This window comes from Butyrivibrio sp. TB (genome assembly GCF_900110805.1).
Classification (GTDB): Bacteria; Bacillota; Clostridia; order Lachnospirales; family Lachnospiraceae; genus Butyrivibrio; species Butyrivibrio fibrisolvens_C.
Window position 1 is genome coordinate 50367 of sequence record NZ_FOER01000017.1, and the last position, 25146, is coordinate 75512.

The following is a 25146-nucleotide window of genomic DNA, read 5'->3' on the forward strand; positions in this document are numbered from 1 at the left end:
GGGTATGAGATTTACAGCCTTTTTATGGCTGATTTGGGTTTTACTTGTAGCAATAATGGATTTAAGTTGTGGACGTTTGGGGTTAAACTAATTTTTTTCTGACATTTGGGGTGTTATTCTGACAAAATGGGTGTTATAATCATTGTTGGTAAGTCTGACATATAGGGTTTTATTCTGACAAAATGGGTGTCGGAAAGATTATGAGGGGGTATTATGCCGAACAGTATCGTAAAAAAAGGTGATAACTATAAGAAAAGTAATTTCCTTATAACTTCTAAATACAAATCTTCTATTCTTGAAAATAAGATCCTGTCTATCGCTCTTGCTAATGCTGATGATATTCATGAAGAAAGTGAAGGTCTTGTTTACGAGATCGCTGTTTCTGATCTTAAGCGTAAGATGAATATCAGTAAAAGCTATGGTAGCTTTTATGATAAGCTTGATGATGCTGCTAAATCTATGACAGGTCGTACTATTGGTACCAGCAATAAAAAGAATCGTACATTTGATTATATATCTGTCGTTACCAGAGCTACCAGTAAAGATGGTATTTTCAGGATTATTTTTAACCCTGCACTTAAAGATAATATTATTGACATTAAAGATAAGTTTACTGTTCTAAAGCTTTCAACAATGCTTTCTTTTAAGTCCTCATACTCTCTTCGTCTTTATGAACTTTTGAAGGATGAGCTCCAGGAGATTAAGTGGCAACAGGATAGAGATGCTATTACTCTTGGCAAAAAAAATACATACAGGCAGGAGAATCTTTTCAAATACGAGACATCAATCGGACTTGCAGAGCTAAAACTTGAAATGGGCGTAGTCAATGCCGAACTTGATAAAGTAAAAAGAGTTCTTCAGGGAAAAAATCCTGATTATGAGAAAGCAGTTGCCAGTTCACCGGAACAGATTTTCAAATCCTGGAGTGATTTTAGAAGACGTGTTCTTGAAAAGGCTACTGAAGAAATAAATGAAAAGACTGATCTACACGTAGATTTTGAAGCTGACAAAGCAGGCCGTGGCGGCAAAGTTGTAGGTGTCACTTTTATAATCACAGATTCTAAGAGCTATAAGAACTCAAATGCTGGCATTAAAACCGAATCTTCCGATGTTTTTATGGACGATTTGGGTGATCCATACATTGTTGAAGCAGAAGAACTTGATATCGATGATCTTATAGATAAAGTTAGGATGATCATCTCTGAAAATCTTAAGACTAAGGAGATTAAATCTATCCTTCAGGCTGCAGATAATGATATCAGCAAGATCAAAGATGCATACGAACTTGCCTGCAAACAGTCCGAGATTGAAAACCTTGTAGGATGGATGATATCTGCAATAAAAAATGGATATACAGCTACTCCTAAAAGGAAAAATAATACGTATTCTGACTTTGAACAAAACACTTATGATTATGAATTGTTAGAAGATGAATTGCGTGCAAATTAACGAAATTAAGTAAATACACTATTTGAAAATACACACCCTCTATTTGCCTCTCAGACAGGCTTTGTAATAGCTTAATAACTATTTTATCGATAAACATGTTCAGACGGTTATGCAGGCATATAGAGCCGATATAGAGCGTTGGTATATAAAATGCTAAAAGACAGCATAAATATGGATACTACTTCAATCATTTTTCTTTGCATATTATTATCTGAAACTTTTCACATACAAAACTTACGTAAGCATTTTAGAATTTTAGATTTAAAATGCTTACGTAAAGTTTAGTAAGTGCGAAATTTGAATAATAAAAAAAGATCACAGAACATTTTGTCCAGTGATCTTTTTTATTGTATATTCTTATGTTTTATTTTAACATTTTAATAATTCTTGTCAGATGTTCTTTTAATGCAAGTCTTTCATTTTCATCTGTTATCTTTGAGATGTTTTTCTCAAACTTGGTGAAGGAAGCTTCGTATTTGTCGTAATAAGATTTTGCTATCTTGTTTTTGGGAGAGGCAGTCTTTTTAGCAGGCTTTACTTCAATACTATCCTCTTCTACTTCCTGCTCATTATTCTGATCACCAAAAAGATTAACAAAGGCAATTTCACCTAAAAGCTCATTGCGCATATTTTCAAGGTTTTCATCAGTACTGTCATTCTTTATATTTTTGATATATTCTGTAAGCTCGTTTCTGGAAAATTCTCTTCCGTTTGCTACAGCTTCTTTGATCATATCTATAGTCTTGTTCTGAACAGATTCTGACAAAGTACTCATAGTGGATGCAATTGAAAGAGGAATAAGACCTTCTGATTCAGCATTTATTACAGCATCAGTACAGTCGTTTAGACGCATATACCTTTTAACTGTAGTAACGGATGTTCCAAATTCACTGGCGATCTCATTAAGAACATTACCGGTAAATCCCTCTTTTTTAAGTATACTTTTTAAAAGATTAATCTGCCTTGTGATATATATACTTTTTCCACTTGCAGCAGCATATATACTTCCACGTGAATGTATATTAAAAGCAAGTAGAAGTCGCTGCCTATCTGTTTCCTTCTCAGGATAAGGACTTACTGCGCAAGGTACAAGCTTGTTATAGCCAATCTTCTTAAGGGCGCGAACTCTTCTGTGGCCTGAATATATTTCATATGTTCCGTCACGTTTGTCCCATACATTTATAACTCCGCGAAAACCATCCTTTTTTATACCATTGGCCAGGTTCTGAATGGATTCTTCATCTACTCCACCGAATAACTCTTCGTTTTCTTTGTTTTCAACAAGCTTATCAAGTGCTATATCCAGACTCTGAGAATCTTTCTGCTGATATTTAGCTGCTATTACATTGCTATTAACGTGCATTGACTGTCTAGGCATTAGTTCTCCTCTTTCTGTTCGATTCTGTATAGTATTTCTTTAGTTAATGCTACATAGTTTTTGGCAATCTGGCATCCGGGCTCATACCAGCAAAGTGGGATTCCGTTATCCAATGACCAGTTTGCTTGAGATGCTTCCTTGGTATATGTATCGAAAAGATTACTTCCAAGAAGGCCTTCAAGCTCAGCTGTAAGTTCTTTTGCATAAGAGTCATTACCATTAACACGAACGCTGTAGAAGCCAAGATGCTCAAGGTGATTATTTACGCTCTTTCTCTCTGAGAAAAATGTGCTAAATGATGGAATACCATCCTTGCTATTAGGATCAACGTGTACAGGAGTTACAACATAATCACTTGATTCAAGAGACATCTGATTAAGAGGTCCAATTGATGAATCCATGTCTATAAGAACGTAATCATAATCTCCAACTTCATTAAGGACTTTGCTAAGTACATCTTTACTTATGGATCCTGTACTAATAGTCTGCTCTACGTTAGATAATGTAGTCTCTGACATATCCTTATTTCTTGTACAGATAATGTCTATATTGTGATATGAAGGCTCTTCGCCGTTTTTTGTTGGGAACATACATTTTTGAATGGCATCTTCGACTACAGCTTTTCTCATTCTCTGTGGTGCCAGGAAACAATCTTCTATAGTACTGATTCCATCTATCCAGGCATAACTTCCGCCATTTTCGAGAGTTTTATATGACATATATCTCATTGTCAGGTTAGCCTGGGGGTCAGTATCAATAACTAATACTTTTGCGCCATAATTTTTCGCGAGAACCGCTGAAATATTGAACACACTGGTAGTCCTTGTAGCCCCACCCTTATTAGAATAAAAAGATATTGTTCGCATTTTCTTCTCCCATATATTAAATTTATTCTTTCAAATTATAGCATAAAAAAATGCGATAAAACTATAAATATAAAAATTAGTTAGACTTTTTGTGAAAATAATGATTTTTTGCTGGCGTTTTTTGTTTTGTTTTGGTATTTTGATAGGAATATAAGCAAAAAAACTCAAAATTCCCACTTGCTCCAGTAATTCTTTTTGCAATACTGGATGTGATATATATAGTGATGATATTTTAAGGGCCACGGTGGCCCTTGTGTCTGTTTTATTAAATATCACAAACTTTCCACTTCAACAGGCGGAATCCCAAAAGTCTTTGCAGAGGGCAGGCAGTATATAAATCATCTACACATTGTTGATAACCATATAATTTATGGCATGATATCTGGAGCTTTTTGTTCCGAGGACTTAATTTTGTTGTGCATAGACATAAAGATCTCTTGCAGAATGAAAAATCCTATCTATAACGCTCATGAATATAATAAAACGATTAAAAGTATGAAAAAGATTTATATGCTGCCTGCTCCTGTAAAAGCTTTGAAGATAAAAACCTGTTCATGTACGAAGTCAGTGAAAATATAATAGAAAATTTTTTGAGAAATAAAAAAGAATCTGAATTTTATTGTCGTAAAAACATAATACTAATACGATTAGTAGTAATAAAATATAAGATCCAAAGTACGATGCCAAAAAATATGAGTTAATAATAAAAAAGAATAGGTAGAAGGACCACGGTGACCCTTCACATTTTATAAAATATTATAGAAGCATCAGTTTTAGTTAATTTCAAAGTAGTTTTTAGTATTAATATGATAAAGATACAATACAATCTGTAAAAATCAAGTATAAGATACAAAATAAGAAGCCCAATAAATATAATACACTCGATGATTTAATAGGATAGACAGAAGGGCCACGGTGGCCCTTCATATTTCATTAAACATGAAAGAAAAAATCGTTTTAAGGAATTCACAGTAACTTTGAAATTTAATATCATAAGTGCATAATACTAATACAATCAGTAACAATCAAACATAAGATATAAAATATACAATGCAAAATGAAATGATTTTATACTGAACCTTCCAACGTGATGGATGTCAGCTCGTACAAGTCGGAAGTTTTAATTATATTGTAAAGTAACTAAAACTTTGAACTTGCCAAACATACGCCACCCTTTGAGGCAGAGCCGATACGGACCGTTTATAATACATTTTCGTATCTTTTGAAGGTGTTATAAAATTCAGGAGCATGATATCTGAATCTTTATATTCTTCTTAGGGTCCACCTGTCTGAGCGAAGCGAGTTTGGACCCTAGAATATAAAGATCCAGAAATCATGCCCGGTTACAGGATGTAACTAGACATGTATAGAAATACATGGATGTATTTCTATGTCCTTGAATTTATAACACCTTCAAGATACGAAAATGTATTATAAATGGTCTGTATCGGCTCTGCTTCAGAGGATGGCGTATGTTTGGCAAGTGCGAAGTCAGTAAAGTAAATAATAAAAAAATTGATATAAGGGCCACGGTGGCCCCTGCATTTAGCAAGTGCGAAGCTTGAACTGATAATTGTATCAAGACACTTTTTGCAAATTATGCTATTATTATAAAAAGTTCTATATTTTCCACTTTGACATAATTGAATATCTATAATCTTAAATGCCTTTATATGGCGAGTGATGCTATAAACAATTGAGGACATGCTTATCAAAAAGAGGGAGGTCTTTATATGACTTCATATACAGATAGGGGATATGATTTGTATCAAAGTCTGTCATCACGCCAGGACAGAAATAAAAGAGATGGTAATGTATTAAACGGGAATACAACAACTACTACTGAAGCTGATCGCGGGTTAACTAATGATAGAAGTGATGGTAATTATATAGGCCCTGCAGCAATATACGAAGGCTCAATTTACATTCCACGAAAAGTAACATACTCACAACCGAATATAGTTCAAGACGATCCTGCAAGCGATTATAAACAAAAAGAACTTCTTCTGAAAATAGAAGAACAGTATGAACAAATTTCTAAAGATTCATTTAATGGGCAATTAGAAGCTTATAGGAGAAATAATGCAGCAAGTGTCTGGAAGCTTCTTTCAAGTGGGGATCTGGCTGTAGGCAATGAATCCAAGAATAAGGCACGAGCTGATGTTTCGGAAGATGGTTATTGGGGCTCTAAACACACTTCAGAAAGACTTTTTGATTTTGCAAAAACAATGTCGCAGAAAGACCCTGAAAGAATAAAAAAATTGAGAGCAAGAATGGATAGAGCAATCGATGCAGTTACCAAAGAGTGGGGCAGTGAACTTCCGGGCTTATGCCAGGAGACAATTCAAAACACCAGAAGACTTTTTGCAGATTTTCTTGCAAAAGAAGGAGAGATGATAAGTTAAGTCATCTCTCCGGCAATATTACATTTATAAAAAAATATACAAAGTCATAAGTTTAATCATTGGTATAATCGTAATGGGTGAGTAATAAGTCAACAACATGATTATAGCTTAGCATTCCTTCTTTGACGCCGTTAACTTTAAGTGTTGTATCAACAAAAGTATCTGCAGCTTTTTTTACAGTTTCGGTAGGCAATATAGAATGTGAATTAACATATTCCCATGCTTCTTTAGTAAGAAACTGATCATCATACCATACAAGATCACTGACTTTGACATGCGAGTTATAAGTGTCTATATCAACAGATCTATAGAAAGTGTTATTAACATAATTGAGCATACTAAGATAACCGCTGTATTGAAAGAAAACGTCATCAGAATTGATGCATGCCAGAAAGCCTATAAGATTGGCTTCATCTTCAAAAATATATCCACGAGTATGAGCAAGTTCGTGACACATTGTAAATGGCTTATTGCCTATAGACATAAGCCCATTGATATTGGCTTCCATTGAAAAAGGAAAATAGTAACCTTGCATGTATTGCTGGCTCATAAATACAGAACTATCCAGAGTCTTAGGAGTAACCTGAAATCCACTCATTCTAGGATAAAGATCCGATAGATTCTGCATAGACACTCGTGCTTCATACTTCATGTCACCATCATAGATGATATTGCCAAGATCATCTCTTTCAAATATCAAAGAGTATTCGTTGAGCTTATTAACAATGTGATCTCTAAGTGCAGTCAGTTCTTCAAGTGTATAACTGCTACTGCATGGGATCTGGGTACATTGGTACAAACAAAAGCAATTAAGATTCATGATCAGATATACTATAGTTAAGATCCACGAGAATATTCTTAGATATCTTTTGATAAAAACAGGAGCTTTATATTTCTTCAACTTATTATTTTCATGAGAGCTGCTTCTTTTTATATTCTTAAGTCTAAAAAGAAGAAATGATATTAGCAGATAAATAAGGACTACTAACAATATCAGGACAAGAACAAGGCCTAAATAGATGAGCTTCTCACCAAAAGAGAATGGAAAAAGACTTGTAAAAAATCCATATGTATTGATCCAGACAGGAAATATGTTATTGGTATACCAGTCAGCAAAAGAAGTTGATAATAGACATGCTATAATAAATAATGTTGAGAATATAATAATACCAAGCTGAATCAAAACAGAATTAGATAATCTTTTTTTACCCACAAACATTAACCTCCAAAACAAAATAAATACATATCAATTATAGACTTATAATAATGTAAGTTACAATTATTCAAATACGTCTTTTGCTCTTAAAGCTATCATTTTAGGGGACCAAAGTGACAAATGACCATATGATGTGCGATAATAGATAAGATGAATATCATGTGAAAGGAGATAAAACATGAATTATAAAGAAAAATGCGCTGAATGGTTGGACAAACTGCCAAAGAATGATCCACTCTTTGCAGAACTTGATGAGCTTGCAAAAAAGAGTGAGACAGATAAGGCAGCTGATGCTGATATAGAAGATCGCTTTTATAAAGAATTGTCATTTGGAACAGCAGGACTTAGAGGAAAGATTGGTGTAGGAACTAATAGAATGAATTTCTACACAGTTGGTAGAGCAACTCAGGGTATTGCTGATTATATTAAGGGATTTGGCAAAGATGCTATGGACAGAGGTGTTGTAATCGCACATGATCCACGTCATTTTTCCAAAGAGTTTTCAAAATATACAGCAGCTATTCTTGCTGCTAATGGAATCAAGACATATGTATTCCCTGATCTTCGCCCTACACCGGAGCTTGCTTATCTGGTTAGAAGACTTGGAACTATCTCTGGAATCAACATAACAGCTTCTCACAATCCTAGAGAGTACAACGGATACAAGGCATATTGGGAAGATGGATGTCAGGTAGGCCAGGAGATAGCTGATGGAATGACAGAATGTATCCTCAAGGTTGACTATTTTGATGGTGTTCAAAAAGGTGATTTTGATGAAGCAGTTAAGAGCGGCATCATTACAGTTCTGGGACCTGAATATGATAGAGAATATCTTGATAAAATTGAAGCTCTGTCAATTCATAGTGGTGATGAGTTGGATCTGTCCATACCTCTTGTATATACTCCTTTAAACGGAGCAGGAAGTATACCATTTACACAGATGCTTAAAGACAGAGGATTTACAAATTGGCAGATAGTACAGGAGCAGAAGGATCCTGATCCTAACTTTACAACAGTTGGATACCCTAATCCTGAAGCCCCTGCAGCATTCAAAATGTCAGAAGAACTTGGTAAAAAAATCGGTGCAGAGCTTCTTATGGCTACTGACCCTGACTCCGACAGATTTGCTATCGAGATATTAACTGACAGTGGCGAGTATATTCCACTTAACGGTAACCAGACAGGATATCTTCTTGTAAATTATATTCTTGAAGGACATAAGGATGCAGGAACACTTCCTAATAACGGCGCTATGGTTAAGTCTATAGTTACATCAACAATGACAACCAAGATGGCAGAGTCATATGGCGTTGAGATGTTTGAATCACTCACAGGATTCAAGAATATCTGCGGAAGGATACCTTTCCTTGAAGAGAATAAGTACCAGTATCTGTTTGGATATGAGGAATCTGTTGGTTATGCTGCATGTATTGATATCAGGGATAAGGATGGTATCAGTGCCGGAATGCTTGTTGCAGAAGCTGCAGCTTATTACAGAAAGCAGGGAAAGACCTTGTGGCAGGTACTTACTTCTTTGTATGAGAAGTATGGTTTCTATGATGAGTATGAACCCAATATGGTTCTTGAAGGAATTGAAGGAGCTGAGAGAATCGGACGTATGATGGACTACATCCGTAGCAATCCGCCAAAAGAAATTGCCGGCAGAGAAGTGGTCAAAATCATAGATTATAAGGATGGTTCAGAAGATATAAGACATCCTGAGAATAAGATTCCCGGAACCAATGCTCTTAGATACTTCCTTAAAGAAAATGATCCGGAACTTAAGGATTCAGATACCTGGTTCTCTATAAGACCTTCAGGAACAGAACCGAAGATCAAATTCTACTTCTATACAAAGCAGACAAGCAGAGAAAAAGCGCTTGAGGCTAATAAAGAGATAAGCAAGGCAGTAATGGATATCATTAATGCAGTAGAATAATAACAAAGTAGTTATTTTGATCAAAAGACATATATCATAATGATGTAAATATTCAAATATGTATAAAAAGCTCTATGCCAGATTGATGGCATAGAGCTTTTATTTTTCGTGAAACATTTTGAATCTCAATGCTAAAATAATAATATTTTAAAATAGATAAAATGTTGCTATAATAAAGAAAAGTAATATAAATATCCCCTGTACAATAGGGCAAAAATAAATTAACATGTTCGAGGTGACAATCCGTGAAACATAGAAAAAAGATATTATCAAACAGATCTTTTGCTGCTATATGGGATGCGGCATCAAAAGCAGGATCCTACAGAGAATTATGTAACATGGCATATGATAGCAAGTACTTTAATCCTTCATATCTTGAGAAAAAAAGCGGTTTAAGTATGAAAGAAGTATATGTGGTACTTGAAAACATATATAATGCATACAATATGCGATTTGATGAAATAATGAAAGAAGCAGGAACGACCAACAGCAAGTTAAGGGACTCCTTCTGCATACCAGAAAAGTCTATTGAAGCATGGAAAAGCGGAAGAAACAGATGCCCTGATTACATACGGCTAATGCTGCTTAGATATTATCATCTGTTAAAGCTTGGAAAATATATCTACACAGAAGAATATGATGATTATCTAAGGACTATACCAAAAGTATATGAAGAATCAGGAAAAGAAAAAGCAAATGATGCTTTTAATAAAAAAGAAGCAATTACTATAAATAAAACAGCTGACGAAAGTTTTGATAGTGACATATATGATAATGTCAGAAACTATGAAGATTATAGCGATGATGATTTTTATGAAATGATATCAAGCATTGGATCAGCAAAGCATATAGCAGATGATGGGGTAAAAATTAATAACAAAAGAAACTCAGTAGTTAATAAAACGGATTATCTGGATAATATTTTAAAAAGCAGGAAGAAAAAATAATATCCGATTAGATAAGATAAAGCCCGAAGTAAAGATCGAAGTAAAAATCAAAGCAAAGATCAAAGTAAAGATCAAAGCAAAGATCAAAGTAAAGATCAAAGCAAAGAAAAAGCCAAATACAAAGCATAGACAAAAGCAGCTTGACATATACCCCTATGGGGTATATTATTTTGGCATAGTATATACCCCATAGGGGTATGCTTTGATACAAAGAAATCTCCCACAAAGGGAAGCCGAGTAAGATTATTAAGAAGGTGAAGATATGGAAGGTAAGAGATGCCCTCATTGTGAAGGTTTATCTGACGAACAGGAGAAGATCATCGAAACAGAAGCCGCTTCTGTTAAGAGCTGCTGTATGTCAGGCAAGTCCAAAGAAAGAGCGCAGAAAGAATACAAAGACCTGATAAACAGGCTCAGCCGAATAGAAGGACAGATACGAGGAATCAGAGGCATGATAGAAAATGATGCATATTGCGTGGATGTTCTAACGCAGGTGCAGGCTGCAAGAAGCTCTCTGAATTCTTTTTCCAAAGTTCTTTTGGCCAATCATGTCAAGACTTGTGTTAAGGACGATGTCATGAAAGGCTCAGATGAGAAGCTTGTGGAGCTTATAGATCTGTTACAAAAGATGATCTGATCAGACATGAACAAAGAAAAAAGACATAAGTTAAGAAAGAAAAAGACATAAGTTAAGAAAGAAAAAGATATAAGCTAAGAAAGTAAAAGACATAAGCTAAGAAAGTAAAAGACATAGACTAAAAAAAGACATAGTCTAAGAAAAACTGACAAAGAAAGATAAAAAGATTAAAGAAAAGAAGAGAAAGATGGATAAATACATTGTCACAGGTATGACATGTGCTGCATGCCAGGCTCATGTAGAGAAAGCTGTAAATAGTGTTGAAGGTGTAGAGTCTTGTAACGTATCGTTGCTTACTAATTCTATGAGCATAACAGGAACTGCAGACAGCCATGCGATAATAAAAGCTGTAGAAGATGCCGGATATGGTGCAAAACCTATGAATGAGGCATCAGACGCAAATTCTAAAACTAATAGCATAAGCCAAAAGGAGGAAGCCCTTATTGATAGAGAGACTCCTTTACTCAAAAAAAGACTTATCGTATCAGTTATACTTCTTTTGATACTGATGTATTTCAGCATGGGCGTATCAATGTGGGAGTGGCCTGCGCCAAAGTTTATAGCTGATAACATGGTAACAATAGGCATAATAGAGATGTTATTGTCTGGCGCAATAATGGTAGTCAATCAGAAATTTTTTATAAGCGGTTTTAAATCGCTGATTCATAGGGCGCCAAATATGGACACGCTTGTTGCTATGGGCTCTGGGATATCTTTTGCATATAGCTTTGTGACACTTATCAGAATGAGCAACGTCATGATGGAGATGGCTGATGATATGGATGCTATGATGGACTCTTTGGATATCATGATGAACGAGCTGTATTTTGAGTCAGCAGCGATGATACTATCTCTGATAACAGTCGGTAAGCTTCTTGAAGCCATATCCAAAGGTCGAACGACAGATGCACTTAAAAGTCTGATAAGACTTGCGCCAAAGAAAGCTAACGTAATTAGAGACGGAAAAGAGATAACAATCGATATTGATGAAGTTACAATCGGGGATACCTTTGTGGTGCGGCCCGGAGAATCGATTCCGGTAGATGGTGTTATTGTATCAGGAACCGGATCAGTCAATGAAGCAGCGCTTACAGGTGAATCAATACCGGTTGATAAGTTTGAAGGAGATACAGTATCAGCTGCTACTATAAATCAGTCAGGTTTTATCACATGTAGAGCTACCCGTGTTGGACAAGAAACTACACTTGGTCAGATCATTCAGATGGTTTCGGATGCAGCTTCGCAGAAAGCGCCGATAGCAAGAATTGCAGATAAAGTCTCAGGTATATTCGTACCAGCTGTTTTGATTGTGTCAGCTATAGTATTTATGATATGGCTTCTTCTTGGAGCCCCGATTGCAACTGCTGTTACAAGAGCGATAGCAGTTCTTGTAGTTAGCTGTCCTTGTGCTCTTGGTCTTGCAACGCCTGTAGCTATCATGGTTGGTAATGGTGTTGGAGCAAAGAACGGAATATTATTCAAGACATCCGCAGCATTAGAAAGTACTGGACGAGTTCAGATCGTAGCGCTTGATAAGACAGGAACTATAACAGAAGGAAAGCCCAAAGTCACAGATATGATAATGGCAGATGATGTTACAGAAGATGAACTTCTTAGGGCAGCATGTTCTATAGAAAGTCTGAGTGATCATCCTCTTGCCAGAGCTATATGTGAATATGGAGAGGATAAGATCCAAAAATCTGAAGTAACAGATTTTGTCGAGATCCCCGGCAAAGGCTTAAAAGCAATTTTAGATAACGACTTGATATACAGTGGCAATCTTAAATTTGTTAAAGAGAAGGCTTATATACCGGAAAGCTTACATAAAAAAGCAGAAATGCTTTCCGAAAAAGGTAAGACACCTATATTTTTTGCCCATAAAGAAAAGGCTCTTGGAATCATCGGCGTAAGTGATGTGATAAAAGTGGATTCTTATAAGGCGGTAGAAGAACTCAAAAATATGGGAATCCATGTTGTCATGGTAACAGGAGACAATGACAAGGTAGCTAGAGTAATCGGAAAGCAGGCAGGAGTAAGCGAAGTCATCTCCGAAGTACTTCCTGATGGTAAAGAAGCTGTGATCAAAGAGCTTATGACCAAAGGAAAAGTTGCAATGGTTGGAGATGGAATAAATGATGCTCCGGCATTAACAAGAGCAGATATAGGAATAGCGATAGGAGCAGGCACAGATGTAGCAATTGATGCAGCCGACGTTGTTCTTATGAAGTCAGGACTTAGAGACGTTGCAGCTTCTATCAGACTTTCAAGACACACACTTACAGATATACACGAGAATCTGTTCTGGGCATTTATCTATAATATACTGCTGATCCCTCTTGCAGCCGGAGCATATTCAAGATGGGGGCTTAGCATGAGTCCTATGTTTGGAGCAGCTGCTATGAGCATATCAAGTTTTACGGTATGCATGAATGCTCTTAGACTTAATCTTCTTAAAATACATGATCCATCCGGGGATAAAGCACTTAGAAATAAAGTGCAACTGGATGATAATGGTAATATTTTAAAAACAAAAAAGGAGAAAGAAATTATGACAAAAACTATGAATATCGAAGGAATGATGTGTGAACACTGCGAAGCAACAGTAAAAAAGACACTTGAGGCTATCGAAGGCGTTGAGATTGCAAATGTTTCTCACAAAAAGGGAACAGCAGTTGTAGAACTTACAAGCGACGTAGCTGATGAAGTACTTAAAAAGGCAGTAGAAGATAAGGATTACAAAGTTATTTCAATAGGCTGATAAAGGTAAAAAAATAGCAAGTTATTTTAAAATATCTCTCTGAATTTTCAAATGGTATATGCCGATATACAAAATGCATGCTGATTTAATATGTTTTTTGTTCTGGGTTATAAAACGGAGGTTGACATGAACAAAGAGTTATATGATGCGGTATTTGGTTATGGCGATTCCAAGATAGATCCATTTGCAACTACAGAGGCTGATTTTGATGCTATCATCAAAGATATGAGGCTGGGAGGATATGAGATTACAGCTCTTAACGTTGTAGAATTCATATTGCTCAATGAATGTGATACTCTTAACAACATAAAATCGGCTATAATAGATGAATGCAAGGATCTTCAAAACAGAGAGGATTATTGCAGGCAAAACTATGGTATTTCTTTTAAAGAACTTTTTGCTCTTGAACCCAAAACAGATATTGAATGGGATATTAAGAGCGGAAGTGTGATCATCTTCCTTTCAGGAGAGGTTCAGTTCAAAGAAGATGCTTATATGAAAGTATTTGGCACTGCCTTGCAGGATTTCTGTAAAAAGACGGGCTTTACTTATGTTAAGCTGGGTGAGACAATGTAAATTTTTCAAAACGGAGGGAGAAGGGTTATGGAGAATGAAAAAGAAACTACTTTGTCTGAAACTGAGATCTTGAGTGCTATATGTGATCTTCAAAAAAAGCAGGTTAAGATAGCTAAGATAACTGCAGCACTTATTATGGTTTTTGTGGTCACAGTTATAATCGTTGTTCTCATCCTGGTTCCCAAAGCATTCAATCTTATGGAGCAGGTCAATACAACAGTCGATAAGGCGAATGGTGCAATTGATAGTGTGACAGATACTATTCAAAGAGCAGAGACAACGCTTGATGGAATAGACCAGATGACAGAAAGTGCTTCGGAAGCTGCAAGCAATATGAACCAGCTTGTGGAAGAGAATTCCAAGACATTAAACGAATCTATAACAGCTCTGTCTGAGATTGATTATGAAGGCCTTAATGAAGCAATAGGAGACCTGAAGGATTCTGCCAATTCTATGTCACAGGTTATGAGCATATTTGGAAAATAAGTATTTGGAGGCTATCCGCAGATCGGATAGCCTTTATTTTTGGTATATACAAATGTTCATATTTGAAAGTGTTCCACTTTCAAATCCCAATTGGTGCCGCGAGCTCCGCCAATTTTAACATCATGTCAATTGCCCCGCTCGTGACATGAGGCTAAAAACAAAATAACGATATTTTGTAGAAAGAAAGCGTAAAATACTGTTTCACAATTATCGATTTATAGTATAATAGTTTTATACTATAAAAAGGGTGCTGGTGCAGTTTCAGTTTTGGGAGGTATACGTCTTACGGGGATCTATTGTATTTTTTCCCAATCCAATCAGGATATTTGACAGCTGCAGCCAGGCAGGATGGAGGAAGAAATGGCAAACAACAAAAAGCGTAATGTTATTGTTGGTCAGTCAGGAGGACCCACCGCTGCAATTAATTCATCTCTTGCGGGTGTCTACAGGACGGCCAAGGACAGGGGCTACAACAAAGTCTATGGTATGCTTCATGGCGTACAGGGGCTCCTTGAGGGCAGATACGTAGATCTGTCAGAGCACATTCAGTCAGGACTTGATGCGGAACTCTTAAAGAGAACACCTTCTGCATACCTTGGTTCCTGCAGATACAAACTCCCCGGAATCAATGAGAATAAAGAAGTCTATGAGAAGATTTTTGATATCCTCGAAAAGCTTGAGATCGATTGCTTCATATATATTGGCGGCAACGACTCAATGGATACTATCAAAAAGCTTTCCGATTATGCGATCGTATTTGGATCTGACATTCGCTTCGTTGGATGCCCTAAGACCATTGATAACGATCTGGCTCTTACAGACCATACACCAGGATACGGTTCTGCAGCCAAATATATCGGAACTTCTGTCAAAGAGATCATCCGTGATGGATGGAGCCTTGAAACTGCACATGGTCAGGTTATGGTCGTAGAGATCATGGGCCGTAATGCGGGCTGGCTTACAGGTGCAGCGGCACTTTCTAAGAGTGAAGATTGTGATGGACCTGATGCTATCTATCTTCCTGAACTTCCATTTGATATTCAGGCATTTATTGATAAGTGTAAAGAGCTTCTTAAGAAAAAAGCTTCTGTTGTAGTTGCTGTTTCTGAAGGTATACATACTGCTGATGGCAAGTACATCTGTGAGATGGACAATGATCCGGAATATGTAGATGCATTTGGTCATAAGCAGCTTACAGGTACTGCAAGATATCTGTGCAGCGTTCTTTCAGCAGAGATTGGTTGTAAGACACGTGCTATTGAGCTGTCAACTCTTCAGCGTGCGGCAAGCCACTGTGCATCTCGTGTTGATATCCTTGAAGCTTATGAAGTAGGCGGCGCAGCTATGAAGGCTGCTGATGAGGGCGACACAGGCAAGATGGTTGTCATCAAGAGACTTTCTGATGATCCTTATCAGGCAGGAACTGAGGTCAAGGACGTTCACAAGATTGCTAATGATGAAAGGCTTGTTCCACGAAACTGGATAACAAAAGACGGAACATATGTAACCAATGAATTTATCACATATGTAAGGCCGCTTATTCAAGGTGATGTTAGCCCTATTATGGTTGACGGTATTCCTCGTCATCTATATAGAAAGGGATTCCAGGATTTGCTCTGATTGCCTCATTATAGAACTATTCCGGTTATGCCCTGCTTACATTAAGCAGGGCATTGTGCCGGTTGATAAAAAGGGGGCTGTTCTTATGGCAAGGCAAAATAGTCCTAGGAAAAGTATATTAATAATATATCCGCAGGGAGGTGAGGATGGTAAAGGATATTTCGTAAAAGCCATAGATGCAGCAGAAACGGAGGAAACATGATAAGCTTTTTGCTATGTCTGGTAATAATGATCGCAGGATATTTCACTTATGGTAAATTTGTTGACAATATCTTCGGCCCGGATGACCGCGAGACGCCGGCAGTTGCGATTAATGACGGCGTTGACTATGTTGTAATGCCTCAGTGGAAGCTTTTTTTAGTTCAGCTTCTCAACATTGCCGGACTAGGTCCCATTTTTGGCGCGTTACAGGGCGCATTGTGGGGACCAATTGTTTTTCTGTGGATCACATTTGGTACGATTTTTGCAGGAGCAGTTCATGATTATTTTTCAGGAATGCTTTCAGAACGCAACAATGGAGATTCTATCGCAGAAGTAACCGGAACATATCTTGGACCGGTTATGAAGACAATTTTAAGAGTGTTCTCTGTAGTACTTCTTGTAATGGTTGGAACTGTTTTTGCAGTAGGTCCTGCCGGACTTCTTGTAAAGCTGCTTACTGAAAAAGGTGTATCAGGAGTATTTGCTCAGACTACAGTCTGGCTTGGAATAATTCTTGTATATTACTTTATCGCAACTTTTATTTCAATTGATAAAATCATAGGACGAATCTATCCAATATTCGGAATATGTCTGATTGCAATGGCAGTTGGCGTTATAATCGGTATCCCTGTACATGGATATCATATTCCGGAGATCTTTGGTCATTTTTCTAACATGCATCCGTCAGCAACTCCTGTTTGGAGCTTTATGTTCATAACAGTTGCCTGCGGAGCGATTTCAGGTTTTCATTCGACACAGTCTCCTCTTATGGCAAGATGTCTTAAGAGTGAGAGACAGGGACATTTCGTATTCTACGGTGCCATGGTTGCAGAAGGCTGCATCGCATTGGTATGGGCAGCTGCAGGTTGTGCAGTTTATGAAGCAACCGGTGGACTGTCAACAGGACTTGCAGAGATCCTTCAGGGTGGACAGTCAGTTGCTATCTACGATGTAAGTGTTAAGACGATGGGCAATGTGGGTGTTATCCTTGCAATGATAGGTGTAGTTATATGTCCTATCACATCAGGAGATACAGCATTCCGTTCAGCAAGATATGCACTTGCGGACTGGATGAATTTTGATCAGGGATCATTTAAGAACAGACTGATACTTACAGTACCTATACTAGGTGTAGGAGCATTTCTTGGATTTGGAAATACATTAGGATTCCTTAGCTATCAGGTTATCTGGAGATATTTCAGCTGGACCAACCAGACATTGGCTATGATAGTTCTCTGGTCAGCAGCAATGTACCTTGTCAAAGAACATAAGAACTACTGGATAGCAGCAGCTCCGGCGACTTTCATGAGCGCAGTTTCTGCAACATATTTTGTTATGGCTCCTGAGTGTCTGGGACTTATTCCTGCACTTAAGAATAATACAAGTGTTGCATATCCTGCAGGCATAATCATAGCAGCACTGTTCCTTGGACTTTTTCTTCGTGCAGCTTCGAAAAGAGGTAACAATAGCACACAAAAAAATGGACGTAGAACAGCATAAATAAAATAAGTCTATTATTGGGCTGGTCTTTTTAGGCCAGCCCAAACCTGATAGGGGAGGGGATATATATGGTTTTGGCATTTGCTCTTGATAACAGCTACAGTATTGATAAAGAAGAATTAAAAAACGACAAGAAAAGCTGTAAAAAAATAGGTCCGGCAGGTTTTGGCCAAAAAGCCATATATCTTAACAGTTTTTATATTGACAGGATGTGGTACCTTCCATGGGATGAGGTTGACAGAGTATTTAAAAGAGTAGCCATGAGTAAGGGAGGCTTTTCGGGTAAAGGAGCCTTTGCATCCTTATCATATCTTGTTGTACTAATGAAAAACGGAAAAGAAAAGCAGTGCCTGTTTAAGCATGAAGAAGATGTAGACAGGGCGCTTGCTTATATAAAACAGGAGCATCCACAGATTCCTGTATATAGCAAAACTGCAGAAAAAAAGCTTAAAGAAGCTAAAGCCATGCTAGAAAAAAACTATGTCAAGAATCTTTCAAATGAAAGCAAAAAAGCGATACAAAAGCTTGAGAATGCGAAAGAGTATCTTGAACAAAAACCTGTCATGACTCAAAGGCTGTCTCGCGCAGCAGGTAAGATGAGAGTACAGCAGATGGTTCCAAAGTCTTCGAGATTTTTAGGTATTAGCATTTTTATAATATCTATACTTACAGTATTGCTTGGAATTTTTTTTGTACTTAAGGGAGCAACTTATGGTAAGTATATGCTCTTGTTTGGCTTTGCATTTTTCCTTTTTTCATTGACAGGTAATCTACTTCCAATAGGTTCCAATAAAAGAGAAAGAATCGAAGAGGAGTGGGAAAATGCGGTAATAGAGCTTAGAAATTATATAGCAAAAAGTCCTGATTTTCCGGTTCCTGCAAGGTATGCTCATCCAGTCGTAATAGACAGAATGATAAGACTTATAAAGCAGGGCAAGGCAACAAGCATCAATGAAGCTTTGGAGGGAGTCAAGAAAGATCTTAAGGCATTAAACGCCTCCGTAACCGTATCACAGGAAGAATATGATGAAGTAACCCAGGTTAAGCCAATGTTCCTTGTAAGTGAATATAAATAAATGCAGGATATATAACCGGCTTAATGATAACAATAGATATCAATGGATAGCAAAATATAGAGAACTTGAATTATTGCATCATGAGGCATAGTTTGAATATGACAAAATGGACTGATTTTTTGAAAGAAGAAGGAATATCACAAGAGATCATCAAAGATATTGAGCTTTTTAATGAGACTCATAGATCAAAAGATGTATATAAGTCGAGGATTCCTGATCCTAAATATTTATATTATGGCAAGGATACCTGGGAAAAGGCACTATGCAGCATACTTGCAGGTGAGAACATCCTTCTTGCCGGACCTAAAGCGACCGGCAAAAACGTCCTTGCACAGAACCTTGCGGCTGTATTTGAAAGGCCGATATGGGATGTATCTTTTCATATAAATGTTGATGCATCATGGCTTATTGGAACAGACACATATGACGGAGAAAAGGTTGTCTTCAGACAAGGGCCGATACTAAAATGTGCTTTAAATGGAGGTTTCGGAGTACTTGATGAGATCAATATGGCAAGAAATGAAGCTCTTGCAGTACTTCATAGCGTACTTGATTTTAGGCGGGTCTTGGATGTTCCCGGATATGAGAGGACAAGTCTTGATGATGCAACAAGATTTATAGCTACCATGAACTACGGCTATGCCGGGACAAGAGACCTAAATGAAGCACTGTGTTCGAGATTTGCGGTCATAGATATGCCGGTAATAAGTGATGATGACTTAAAACGACTTATCATGAGAGAATTTCCTGACATAAGAAAAGATATATGTGACCAATTTACATACCTCTACAAAGAGATTGAGAAAAAAGCTGAAAGTGCGCAGATAACAGAAAGGGCACTTGATCTTAGAGGACTTCTGGATGCAATCTCACTTATGAGAAAAGGGATAAAATCAGGTCCTGCCATAAGTATGTGTATAGTCAACAAGACTTTTGACTCTTATGAAAGAAAGCTTGTTCAGGACGTTGTTGATGCAAGGATACCTGCTGATCTTGACAGGAAGGTCATATTCGCATGATAAAAAAACATTACGAGGGCAATTCAAAAAGAGCTCTGAATATAGTATGGAATGCAGCCGGGCGGTACGATTTTGAACCGCCCTTTTTGGCCTTTTATTCTAATGGTAAGCCTGATCAGTATTTCAATATGATCATAGGGTTAACAGTGAAGTGGTTTGACATTAGCCAAATAGAAGCTTTTTTTGATAACTATAGTTATTTGAAAAAAGCTCAGGAATTTGATTCCTACATGTGGCTTGCAATAGAAAATTGTATATTTGAAAAGGAAAAAGTAAGTAGGCCGGTATTATCTGCACTTAGAATAAAGAGAGCTAAAGAATTCTACGAGACAGTGCAGAATTACTCAAGGCAGCAAATGGAGATGCAGAGTATTCCTGTATATAATCAGGAAGAAGCCAGATGGGCATACGTACTTGGCAAAAAAGTCGTCTTACTATCAGATAGAGAAAAGAAACTTTCAAAAGCACTTCTATTAAATAAAGATCTTGATACAGAAGGCCTTATACAAGCACTTAGAAGTATATTAAAAGAATATTTTAGATTTGATACAGACAAAGTCACCAAAGAAAGAAAAAATAATGTGAATTTGTCTATAGCAAGAAGACTTCAAAGTATACTATATAAAAAGAATAAAGAAACAGAGACCTTATTTGTTAGAAGTGGTAGCGGAAGCGGAAATAAAGAAGGCTCTGTGACACTATCTCATGAAGACCATTTTATAAACAATATAGAAACGTTACAAAAAAATAGAGATTATATAGAAAGCTGTTTTGGAAGCTGCATATATACTGACGAAGAAATGAAGGTATTAGAAAAGGATATATGCACGAATAGTGATGAAAACTGCCATGTATGGATAACGAATGGTATCAATAAAAATAAGACTATAAAAGATGCCAAGGCTTTTAAGAGTATTGAAACGTTTAATGATCAGATAAATAAAAATATAGCCTTTTATAACAGTAGGACTTATCAGATACAGGAAAGCATAAGGAACCTTTCTGCGCAGATAAATACAATATTTGAATCTTATCTTAGATGCCTTCCGCAGGAGTCCAAAAGCGGAATACTTGAAAGCAGTAAGGCCTATAGACTTTCGCTGATGAAAGATACAAGAGTCTTCTTAAATGAAGGCGATGAGAAGGATTATAAAATTACAGTTGATATATTATTGGATGCATCCCAGTCCAGAATGAACTTTCAGGAGAGCATAGCATGTGAAGCATATATGATCGCTGAGAGCTTTGTAAAGGCGCATATTCCTGTGAGCATTAAAGCTTTCAGATCAATATGCGGATATACTGTTCTTGAGAATCTAAAAAACTATAAAGATATGCATAGTCATGGAGCCTTTAATTATGTCGCAGCAGGTTGGAACCGCGACGGACTGTGTTTTAAAATGCTGGATCATTTATACATGGATGAAGAAGAGCAAGAAACAGAAAGGTTTCTCTTCGTACTTACAGACGCAAGTCCTAATGATTCTATGCCTATCAAAAATGCAGGTGCGGGATTAAGGGTTAAGGAATACGAGGGACTTGCGGCAGTAGATGATGCAAGGAAAGCGGTGCAGAGTTTAAAAAAGCATGGAATAAATATAGGCGCAGTATTTTTTGGCGCAAGCCTGCACCTTGATAATGTAAGTATTATCTATGGAGATGACTACGAAAGAATAATAAATATGCGGCAGCTCCCTGATGCTGTAGGAGATCTTCTAAGAAGGCTGCTTCAAAGAAAGAGTCTATGATATACTTCCCACTTTGACAGATTAGAATTCACAAAGCGGGAAGTCAAAGCTCATTATTAAGCTCGGAAAGCTTAGTTCTTGCCTTATCAGGGGCAGAAGTCATAAGCTCTTTTTCAGAGAGCACTTCAGCTTTGATGCCGTGACGTAATATAACATTACATGCGTTATCATAAGAAGAAACAGGGACTTTTATATAATAAATGTCTCTGTCAATCCTGCCATTAGGCCCGAAATTTCTAGGATCAAGCTGGGAAGCACATCCTCCGGGAATTATTTCTTCCTGAAGATAATGGCCTGATGATACCTGCCTAAATCCTTCAGCTTTTAATATGGATTTTATTTTCCGGTAGGTATTTTTATCTCTTTTTCTGTAAATATACTTTTTGCGTTCAAATAGGGTATTTATAAAGTGAGAAAAACTGTTAAAAGAAAAGCTCTTTGACTTGTTGCTATATTTAGTATGAACATGTCCCATAGAAATTCCCTCCCTTTATACTATTATCCTTCTTTAGGATGATAAATACAATAAAGTAATTACTTTATCAAGGTGATGCGATAAAAAAATTATGGACATGTTTAAGTAATGATGCTATATATATTTAAGAACTTTGATTTAGCAAACATCATATTATGATAATAAAATTCAAACCTCACCTGTGGAAATTTGAATAAATAATAAAATAAAATATAGAAAAGAGGAAAGTTTAGTGAGAGCGGAGACAAAATGTATTCAGGCAGGCTATGAACCTAAAAATGGTGAGTCTCGTCTGATGCCAATAGTTCAGTCAACAACATTTAAGTATGACACAAGCGAAGACATGGGTAAGCTGTTTGATCTTGAAGCAAGTGGATATTTTTATACAAGACTTCAGAATCCAACGAACGACTATGTTGCAGCTAAGATCGCAGCACTTGAAGGAGGAACAGCAGCAATGCTTACATCTTCCGGACAGGCAGCAACTTTTTTCTCAGTATTTAATCTTGCCGGCAATGGAGATCATGTTATAGCATCATCAACAATCTACGGCGGAAGCTTTAATCTGTTTAATGTTACAATGCGCCGTATGGGTATCGATTTTACTTTCGTTGATCCTGACTGTTCAGATGAAGAGCTTGAGAAAGCTTTTAAGCCTAATACAAAAGCAGTATTTGGAGAAACTATAGCTAATCCGGCACTTATAGTATTCGATATCGAGCGTTTTGCTAAGGCAGCTCATGCACACGGTGTTCCGCTTATTATAGATAATACATTTGCAACACCTATAAACTGTCGCCCTTTTGAATGGGGAGCAGATATAGTTACCCATTCTACTACCAAATACATGGATGGACATGATGCTACAGTAGGCGGAGTTATCGTTGATTCAGGTAACTTTGACTGGATGGCTCACGCAGATAAGTTCCCGGGACTTTGTACACCGGATGAATCATATCATGGAATTACATATGCAGAGAAGTTTGGCAAAGAAGGTGCATTCATTACCAAGTGTACAGCGCAGCTCATGAGAGATCTTGGTTCTATCCCTTCTCCTATGAACTGCTATATGCTTAATCTTGGACTTGAGTCTCTTGCAGTACGTATGGAGAGACATGTATCCAATGCTATGAAGGTAGCGCAGTTCCTTCAGGATAGCGATAAAGTTGAATGGGTTAATTATCCAGGACTTCCAGGCAACAAATATTATGAAAGAGCAAAGAAATATATGCCCAAAGGAACTTGCGGAGTTATATCTTTCGGGGTTAAGGGCGGACGCAAAGCTGCCGAAGAATTTATGAAGCATCTCAAAGTTGCCATGATCGCAACACATGTAGCAGATGCACATACCTGTGTGCTTCACCCGGCATCTTCAACACATCGCCAGATGACAGATGAAGAACTCCTTGCAGGCGGTGTATCACCGGATCTTGTAAGATTATCAGTTGGAATCGAGAATGTTGATGATATTATAGAGGATTTGGAACAGGCACTCGGAGCTATCTAAGCTCAAAGGAGGTTTCTGTGCAAATTATACCTGATATCAAAGAAAGTGATAGTAGCCTTCGTAAGACAGGAATCAGTTTGCTGCTTCTTGCAAAGTGGATTATCCTTGGACTGATAGTAGGTATTATAGTTGGGTTTGTGGGCGCAATATTCGCCCACTTACTCACTTTTGCAAATATATATCGTCATAATAATCCATATGTACTTCTACTGCTACCGCTGGCAGGTATATTAATTGTATATCTGTATCATTTTTTTGATGATCATAATGATACAGGTACAGATCTTATTATCAAGGCCATCACGGCCAATGAATCAATCCCCATTTTTAAAACGCCTCTAATCATAATAGCTACATTTCTTACCCATCTATGTGGAGGATCAGCAGGAAGAGAAGGCGCAGCACTTCAGTTTGGCGGAAGCCTCGGATATAACATCGGTAAAGTTATAAAGCTGTGTGATGATGACAAAAAGATAATGACAATGTCTGGAATGGCGGCAGCATTTTCATCTTTATTTGGAACACCCATAGCTGCAGCTGTCTTTTCTATAGAGTTGTCAAGCGTTGGTGCTATGCATTATGCAGCTCTTGTGCCAAGTGTAGCAGCTTCTTTGGTTGCACTTTATGTTGCCAGATATTTCGGAGTAGGTGCTGATGTATTTTTTGTCAAAATAGTTCCGGAGCTTACAGCGCAGCTTGCAATAAAGAGTGTATTCATTGCAATAATCGGTGCTTTTATAGGGATAATGTTCTGTCTTAGCATCAGATATACAAGAAAAGCTTTTTATAAAATAATAAAAAATTCGTATATAAGAGTTATATGCGGCGGCCTGATAATAATAGGATTATCCTATGTATTTAAAGGCGGATATTATAATGGAGCAGGAATAGATGTTATAGAAATGGCTTTTGATGGTGAATCACCTTACATTGCTTTTCTGATAAAAATGATTTTTACTGCAATAACGTTAGGATCAGGTTTTAAAGGAGGAGAGATTGTTCCGACTCTGTATATAGGTGCCACTTTTGGAAGGCTGTATGCAAGCATAGTAGGATTTCCAAACCAGCTTGCAGTAGCTCTTGGTATGCTGGCTCTATTTTGCAGCGTAACTAACTGTCCTATAGCATCACTACTTATCGCGTTTAAACTATTTGGGTATGAAGGAGCATTTTATTATATGATAGTGACTGCCATCAGCTACGCGATTTCCGGCTATGACAGTCTGTATGGAAGTCAGAGGATCAAGTATTCCAAGTTCAAATATAAATAATATGACGTAAGGGTTAAAAGCCATAATATAAGATGTGTTTTAGGTATTTACCTGCAATAATAAAGCCCCTGC

The 25146-nt window shown here is 37.2% G+C and carries 20 protein-coding genes; 16 read left to right on the forward strand and 4 right to left on the reverse strand.

Features of this window, described 5'->3' with window-relative positions:
• The first annotated feature begins 213 nt into the window (after positions 1-213).
• Positions 214-1449, forward strand: coding sequence for a replication initiation protein (locus BMX21_RS12065; protein ID WP_022756086.1), 1236 nt, complete (start codon positions 214-216; stop codon positions 1447-1449).
• A 364-nt stretch (positions 1450-1813) separates the two neighbouring features.
• Here the strand turns inward: BMX21_RS12065 and BMX21_RS12070 are convergent, their stop codons facing one another.
• Both BMX21_RS12070 and BMX21_RS12075 read right to left on the reverse strand, forming a co-directional pair.
• The gene (locus BMX21_RS12070) at positions 1814-2827 is read right to left on the reverse strand and encodes a ParB/RepB/Spo0J family partition protein (protein WP_092044719.1); all 1014 of its coding nucleotides are present in this window, start codon (positions 2825-2827) and stop codon (positions 1814-1816) included.
• Positions 2827-3693 (reverse strand): ParA family protein, encoded by an 867-nt coding sequence (locus BMX21_RS12075; protein WP_022756088.1) that lies wholly within the window; start codon positions 3691-3693, stop codon positions 2827-2829. The genes BMX21_RS12070 and BMX21_RS12075 overlap by 1 nt, the downstream gene beginning before the upstream one ends.
• A gap of 1733 nt (positions 3694-5426) precedes the next feature.
• Between BMX21_RS12075 and BMX21_RS12085 the strand changes: the two genes are divergently transcribed.
• The gene (locus BMX21_RS12085; RefSeq protein ID WP_092044725.1) at positions 5427-6098 is read left to right on the forward strand and encodes a hypothetical protein; all 672 of its coding nucleotides are present in this window, start codon (positions 5427-5429) and stop codon (positions 6096-6098) included.
• 52 nt (positions 6099-6150) lie between these two features.
• Here the strand turns inward: BMX21_RS12085 and BMX21_RS12090 are convergent, their stop codons facing one another.
• The gene (locus BMX21_RS12090) at positions 6151-7311 is read right to left on the reverse strand and encodes a DUF3810 domain-containing protein (protein WP_177174030.1); all 1161 of its coding nucleotides are present in this window, start codon (positions 7309-7311) and stop codon (positions 6151-6153) included.
• A 181-nt stretch (positions 7312-7492) separates the two neighbouring features.
• Here BMX21_RS12090 and BMX21_RS12095 point away from each other — a divergent pair, with 181 nt between their 5' ends.
• The 12 genes from BMX21_RS12095 (at position 7493) to BMX21_RS12150 (ending at position 21821) form a co-directional block, all read left to right on the forward strand.
• Positions 7493-9253 (forward strand): phospho-sugar mutase, encoded by a 1761-nt coding sequence (locus BMX21_RS12095; RefSeq protein ID WP_092044730.1) that lies wholly within the window; start codon positions 7493-7495, stop codon positions 9251-9253.
• Positions 9254-9498: 245 nt separating this feature from the next.
• Complete coding sequence (locus BMX21_RS12100) at positions 9499-10200, forward strand: hypothetical protein (protein WP_092044734.1); 702 nt, start codon at positions 9499-9501, stop codon at positions 10198-10200.
• Positions 10201-10555: 355 nt separating this feature from the next.
• Positions 10556-10837, forward strand: coding sequence for a metal-sensing transcriptional repressor (locus BMX21_RS12110; protein ID WP_034453947.1), 282 nt, complete (start codon positions 10556-10558; stop codon positions 10835-10837).
• Positions 10838-11024: 187 nt separating this feature from the next.
• Positions 11025-13595, forward strand: coding sequence for a heavy metal translocating P-type ATPase (locus BMX21_RS12115; RefSeq protein ID WP_092044739.1), 2571 nt, complete (start codon positions 11025-11027; stop codon positions 13593-13595).
• A 126-nt stretch (positions 13596-13721) separates the two neighbouring features.
• Positions 13722-14171, forward strand: a complete 450-nt coding sequence (locus tag BMX21_RS12120; protein WP_022754877.1) for a hypothetical protein — start codon at positions 13722-13724, stop codon at positions 14169-14171.
• A 27-nt stretch (positions 14172-14198) separates the two neighbouring features.
• The gene (locus BMX21_RS12125) at positions 14199-14657 is read left to right on the forward strand and encodes a hypothetical protein (RefSeq protein ID WP_092044742.1); all 459 of its coding nucleotides are present in this window, start codon (positions 14199-14201) and stop codon (positions 14655-14657) included.
• Positions 14658-15017: 360 nt separating this feature from the next.
• The gene (locus tag BMX21_RS12130; RefSeq protein ID WP_027203874.1) at positions 15018-16277 is read left to right on the forward strand and encodes a 6-phosphofructokinase; all 1260 of its coding nucleotides are present in this window, start codon (positions 15018-15020) and stop codon (positions 16275-16277) included.
• 55 nt (positions 16278-16332) lie between these two features.
• Positions 16333-16479: a hypothetical protein gene (locus BMX21_RS19395; RefSeq protein WP_177174031.1), complete on the forward strand. Its 147-nt coding sequence runs from the start codon at positions 16333-16335 to the stop codon at positions 16477-16479.
• Complete coding sequence (locus BMX21_RS12135) at positions 16476-17978, forward strand: carbon starvation CstA family protein (RefSeq protein ID WP_092044745.1); 1503 nt, start codon at positions 16476-16478, stop codon at positions 17976-17978. The genes BMX21_RS19395 and BMX21_RS12135 overlap by 4 nt, the downstream gene beginning before the upstream one ends.
• A 68-nt stretch (positions 17979-18046) precedes the next feature.
• Positions 18047-19054, forward strand: a complete 1008-nt coding sequence (locus BMX21_RS12140) for a hypothetical protein (RefSeq protein ID WP_092044748.1) — start codon at positions 18047-18049, stop codon at positions 19052-19054.
• A 98-nt stretch (positions 19055-19152) separates the two neighbouring features.
• Positions 19153-20073 (forward strand): AAA family ATPase, encoded by a 921-nt coding sequence (locus BMX21_RS12145; RefSeq protein WP_022757601.1) that lies wholly within the window; start codon positions 19153-19155, stop codon positions 20071-20073.
• On the forward strand, positions 20070-21821 hold the full coding sequence (locus BMX21_RS12150; RefSeq protein WP_092044751.1) for a hypothetical protein: 1752 nt from the start codon (positions 20070-20072) through the stop codon (positions 21819-21821). The genes BMX21_RS12145 and BMX21_RS12150 overlap by 4 nt, the downstream gene beginning before the upstream one ends.
• A 43-nt stretch (positions 21822-21864) precedes the next feature.
• Here BMX21_RS12150 and BMX21_RS12155 read toward each other — a convergent pair whose 3' ends face one another.
• A complete protein-coding gene (locus BMX21_RS12155) occupies positions 21865-22296 on the reverse strand; it encodes a hypothetical protein (protein ID WP_092044753.1) in 432 nt (143 codons plus the stop codon).
• A 232-nt stretch (positions 22297-22528) separates the two neighbouring features.
• On the opposite strand from BMX21_RS12155, the gene BMX21_RS12160 reads away from it, so the two are divergent.
• Both BMX21_RS12160 and BMX21_RS12165 read left to right on the forward strand, forming a co-directional pair.
• The gene (locus BMX21_RS12160) at positions 22529-23803 is read left to right on the forward strand and encodes an O-acetylhomoserine aminocarboxypropyltransferase/cysteine synthase family protein (RefSeq protein ID WP_022754885.1); all 1275 of its coding nucleotides are present in this window, start codon (positions 22529-22531) and stop codon (positions 23801-23803) included.
• Between the two features lie 17 nt (positions 23804-23820).
• The gene (locus BMX21_RS12165; protein ID WP_092044756.1) at positions 23821-25074 is read left to right on the forward strand and encodes a chloride channel protein; all 1254 of its coding nucleotides are present in this window, start codon (positions 23821-23823) and stop codon (positions 25072-25074) included.
• Positions 25075-25146 lie beyond the last annotated feature (72 nt).

Coding starts and splice junctions, on each gene's coding strand:
- BMX21_RS12065 (WP_022756086.1), top strand. CDS start 214: ATGCCGAACAGTATCGTAAAAAAAGGTGATAACTATAAGAAAAGTAAT.
- BMX21_RS12070 (WP_092044719.1), bottom strand. CDS start 2,827: ATGCCTAGACAGTCAATGCACGTTAATAGCAATGTAATAGCAGCTAAA.
- BMX21_RS12075 (WP_022756088.1), bottom strand. CDS start 3,693: ATGCGAACAATATCTTTTTATTCTAATAAGGGTGGGGCTACAAGGACT.
- BMX21_RS12085 (WP_092044725.1), top strand. CDS start 5,427: ATGACTTCATATACAGATAGGGGATATGATTTGTATCAAAGTCTGTCA.
- BMX21_RS12095 (WP_092044730.1), top strand. CDS start 7,493: ATGAATTATAAAGAAAAATGCGCTGAATGGTTGGACAAACTGCCAAAG.
- BMX21_RS12110 (WP_034453947.1), top strand. CDS start 10,556: ATGTCAGGCAAGTCCAAAGAAAGAGCGCAGAAAGAATACAAAGACCTG.
- BMX21_RS12115 (WP_092044739.1), top strand. CDS start 11,025: ATGGATAAATACATTGTCACAGGTATGACATGTGCTGCATGCCAGGCT.
- BMX21_RS12120 (WP_022754877.1), top strand. CDS start 13,722: ATGAACAAAGAGTTATATGATGCGGTATTTGGTTATGGCGATTCCAAG.
- BMX21_RS12125 (WP_092044742.1), top strand. CDS start 14,199: ATGGAGAATGAAAAAGAAACTACTTTGTCTGAAACTGAGATCTTGAGT.
- BMX21_RS12130 (WP_027203874.1), top strand. CDS start 15,018: ATGGCAAACAACAAAAAGCGTAATGTTATTGTTGGTCAGTCAGGAGGA.
- BMX21_RS12135 (WP_092044745.1), top strand. CDS start 16,476: ATGATAAGCTTTTTGCTATGTCTGGTAATAATGATCGCAGGATATTTC.
- BMX21_RS12140 (WP_092044748.1), top strand. CDS start 18,047: ATGGTTTTGGCATTTGCTCTTGATAACAGCTACAGTATTGATAAAGAA.
- BMX21_RS12145 (WP_022757601.1), top strand. CDS start 19,153: ATGACAAAATGGACTGATTTTTTGAAAGAAGAAGGAATATCACAAGAG.
- BMX21_RS12150 (WP_092044751.1), top strand. CDS start 20,070: ATGATAAAAAAACATTACGAGGGCAATTCAAAAAGAGCTCTGAATATA.
- BMX21_RS12155 (WP_092044753.1), bottom strand. CDS start 22,296: ATGGGACATGTTCATACTAAATATAGCAACAAGTCAAAGAGCTTTTCT.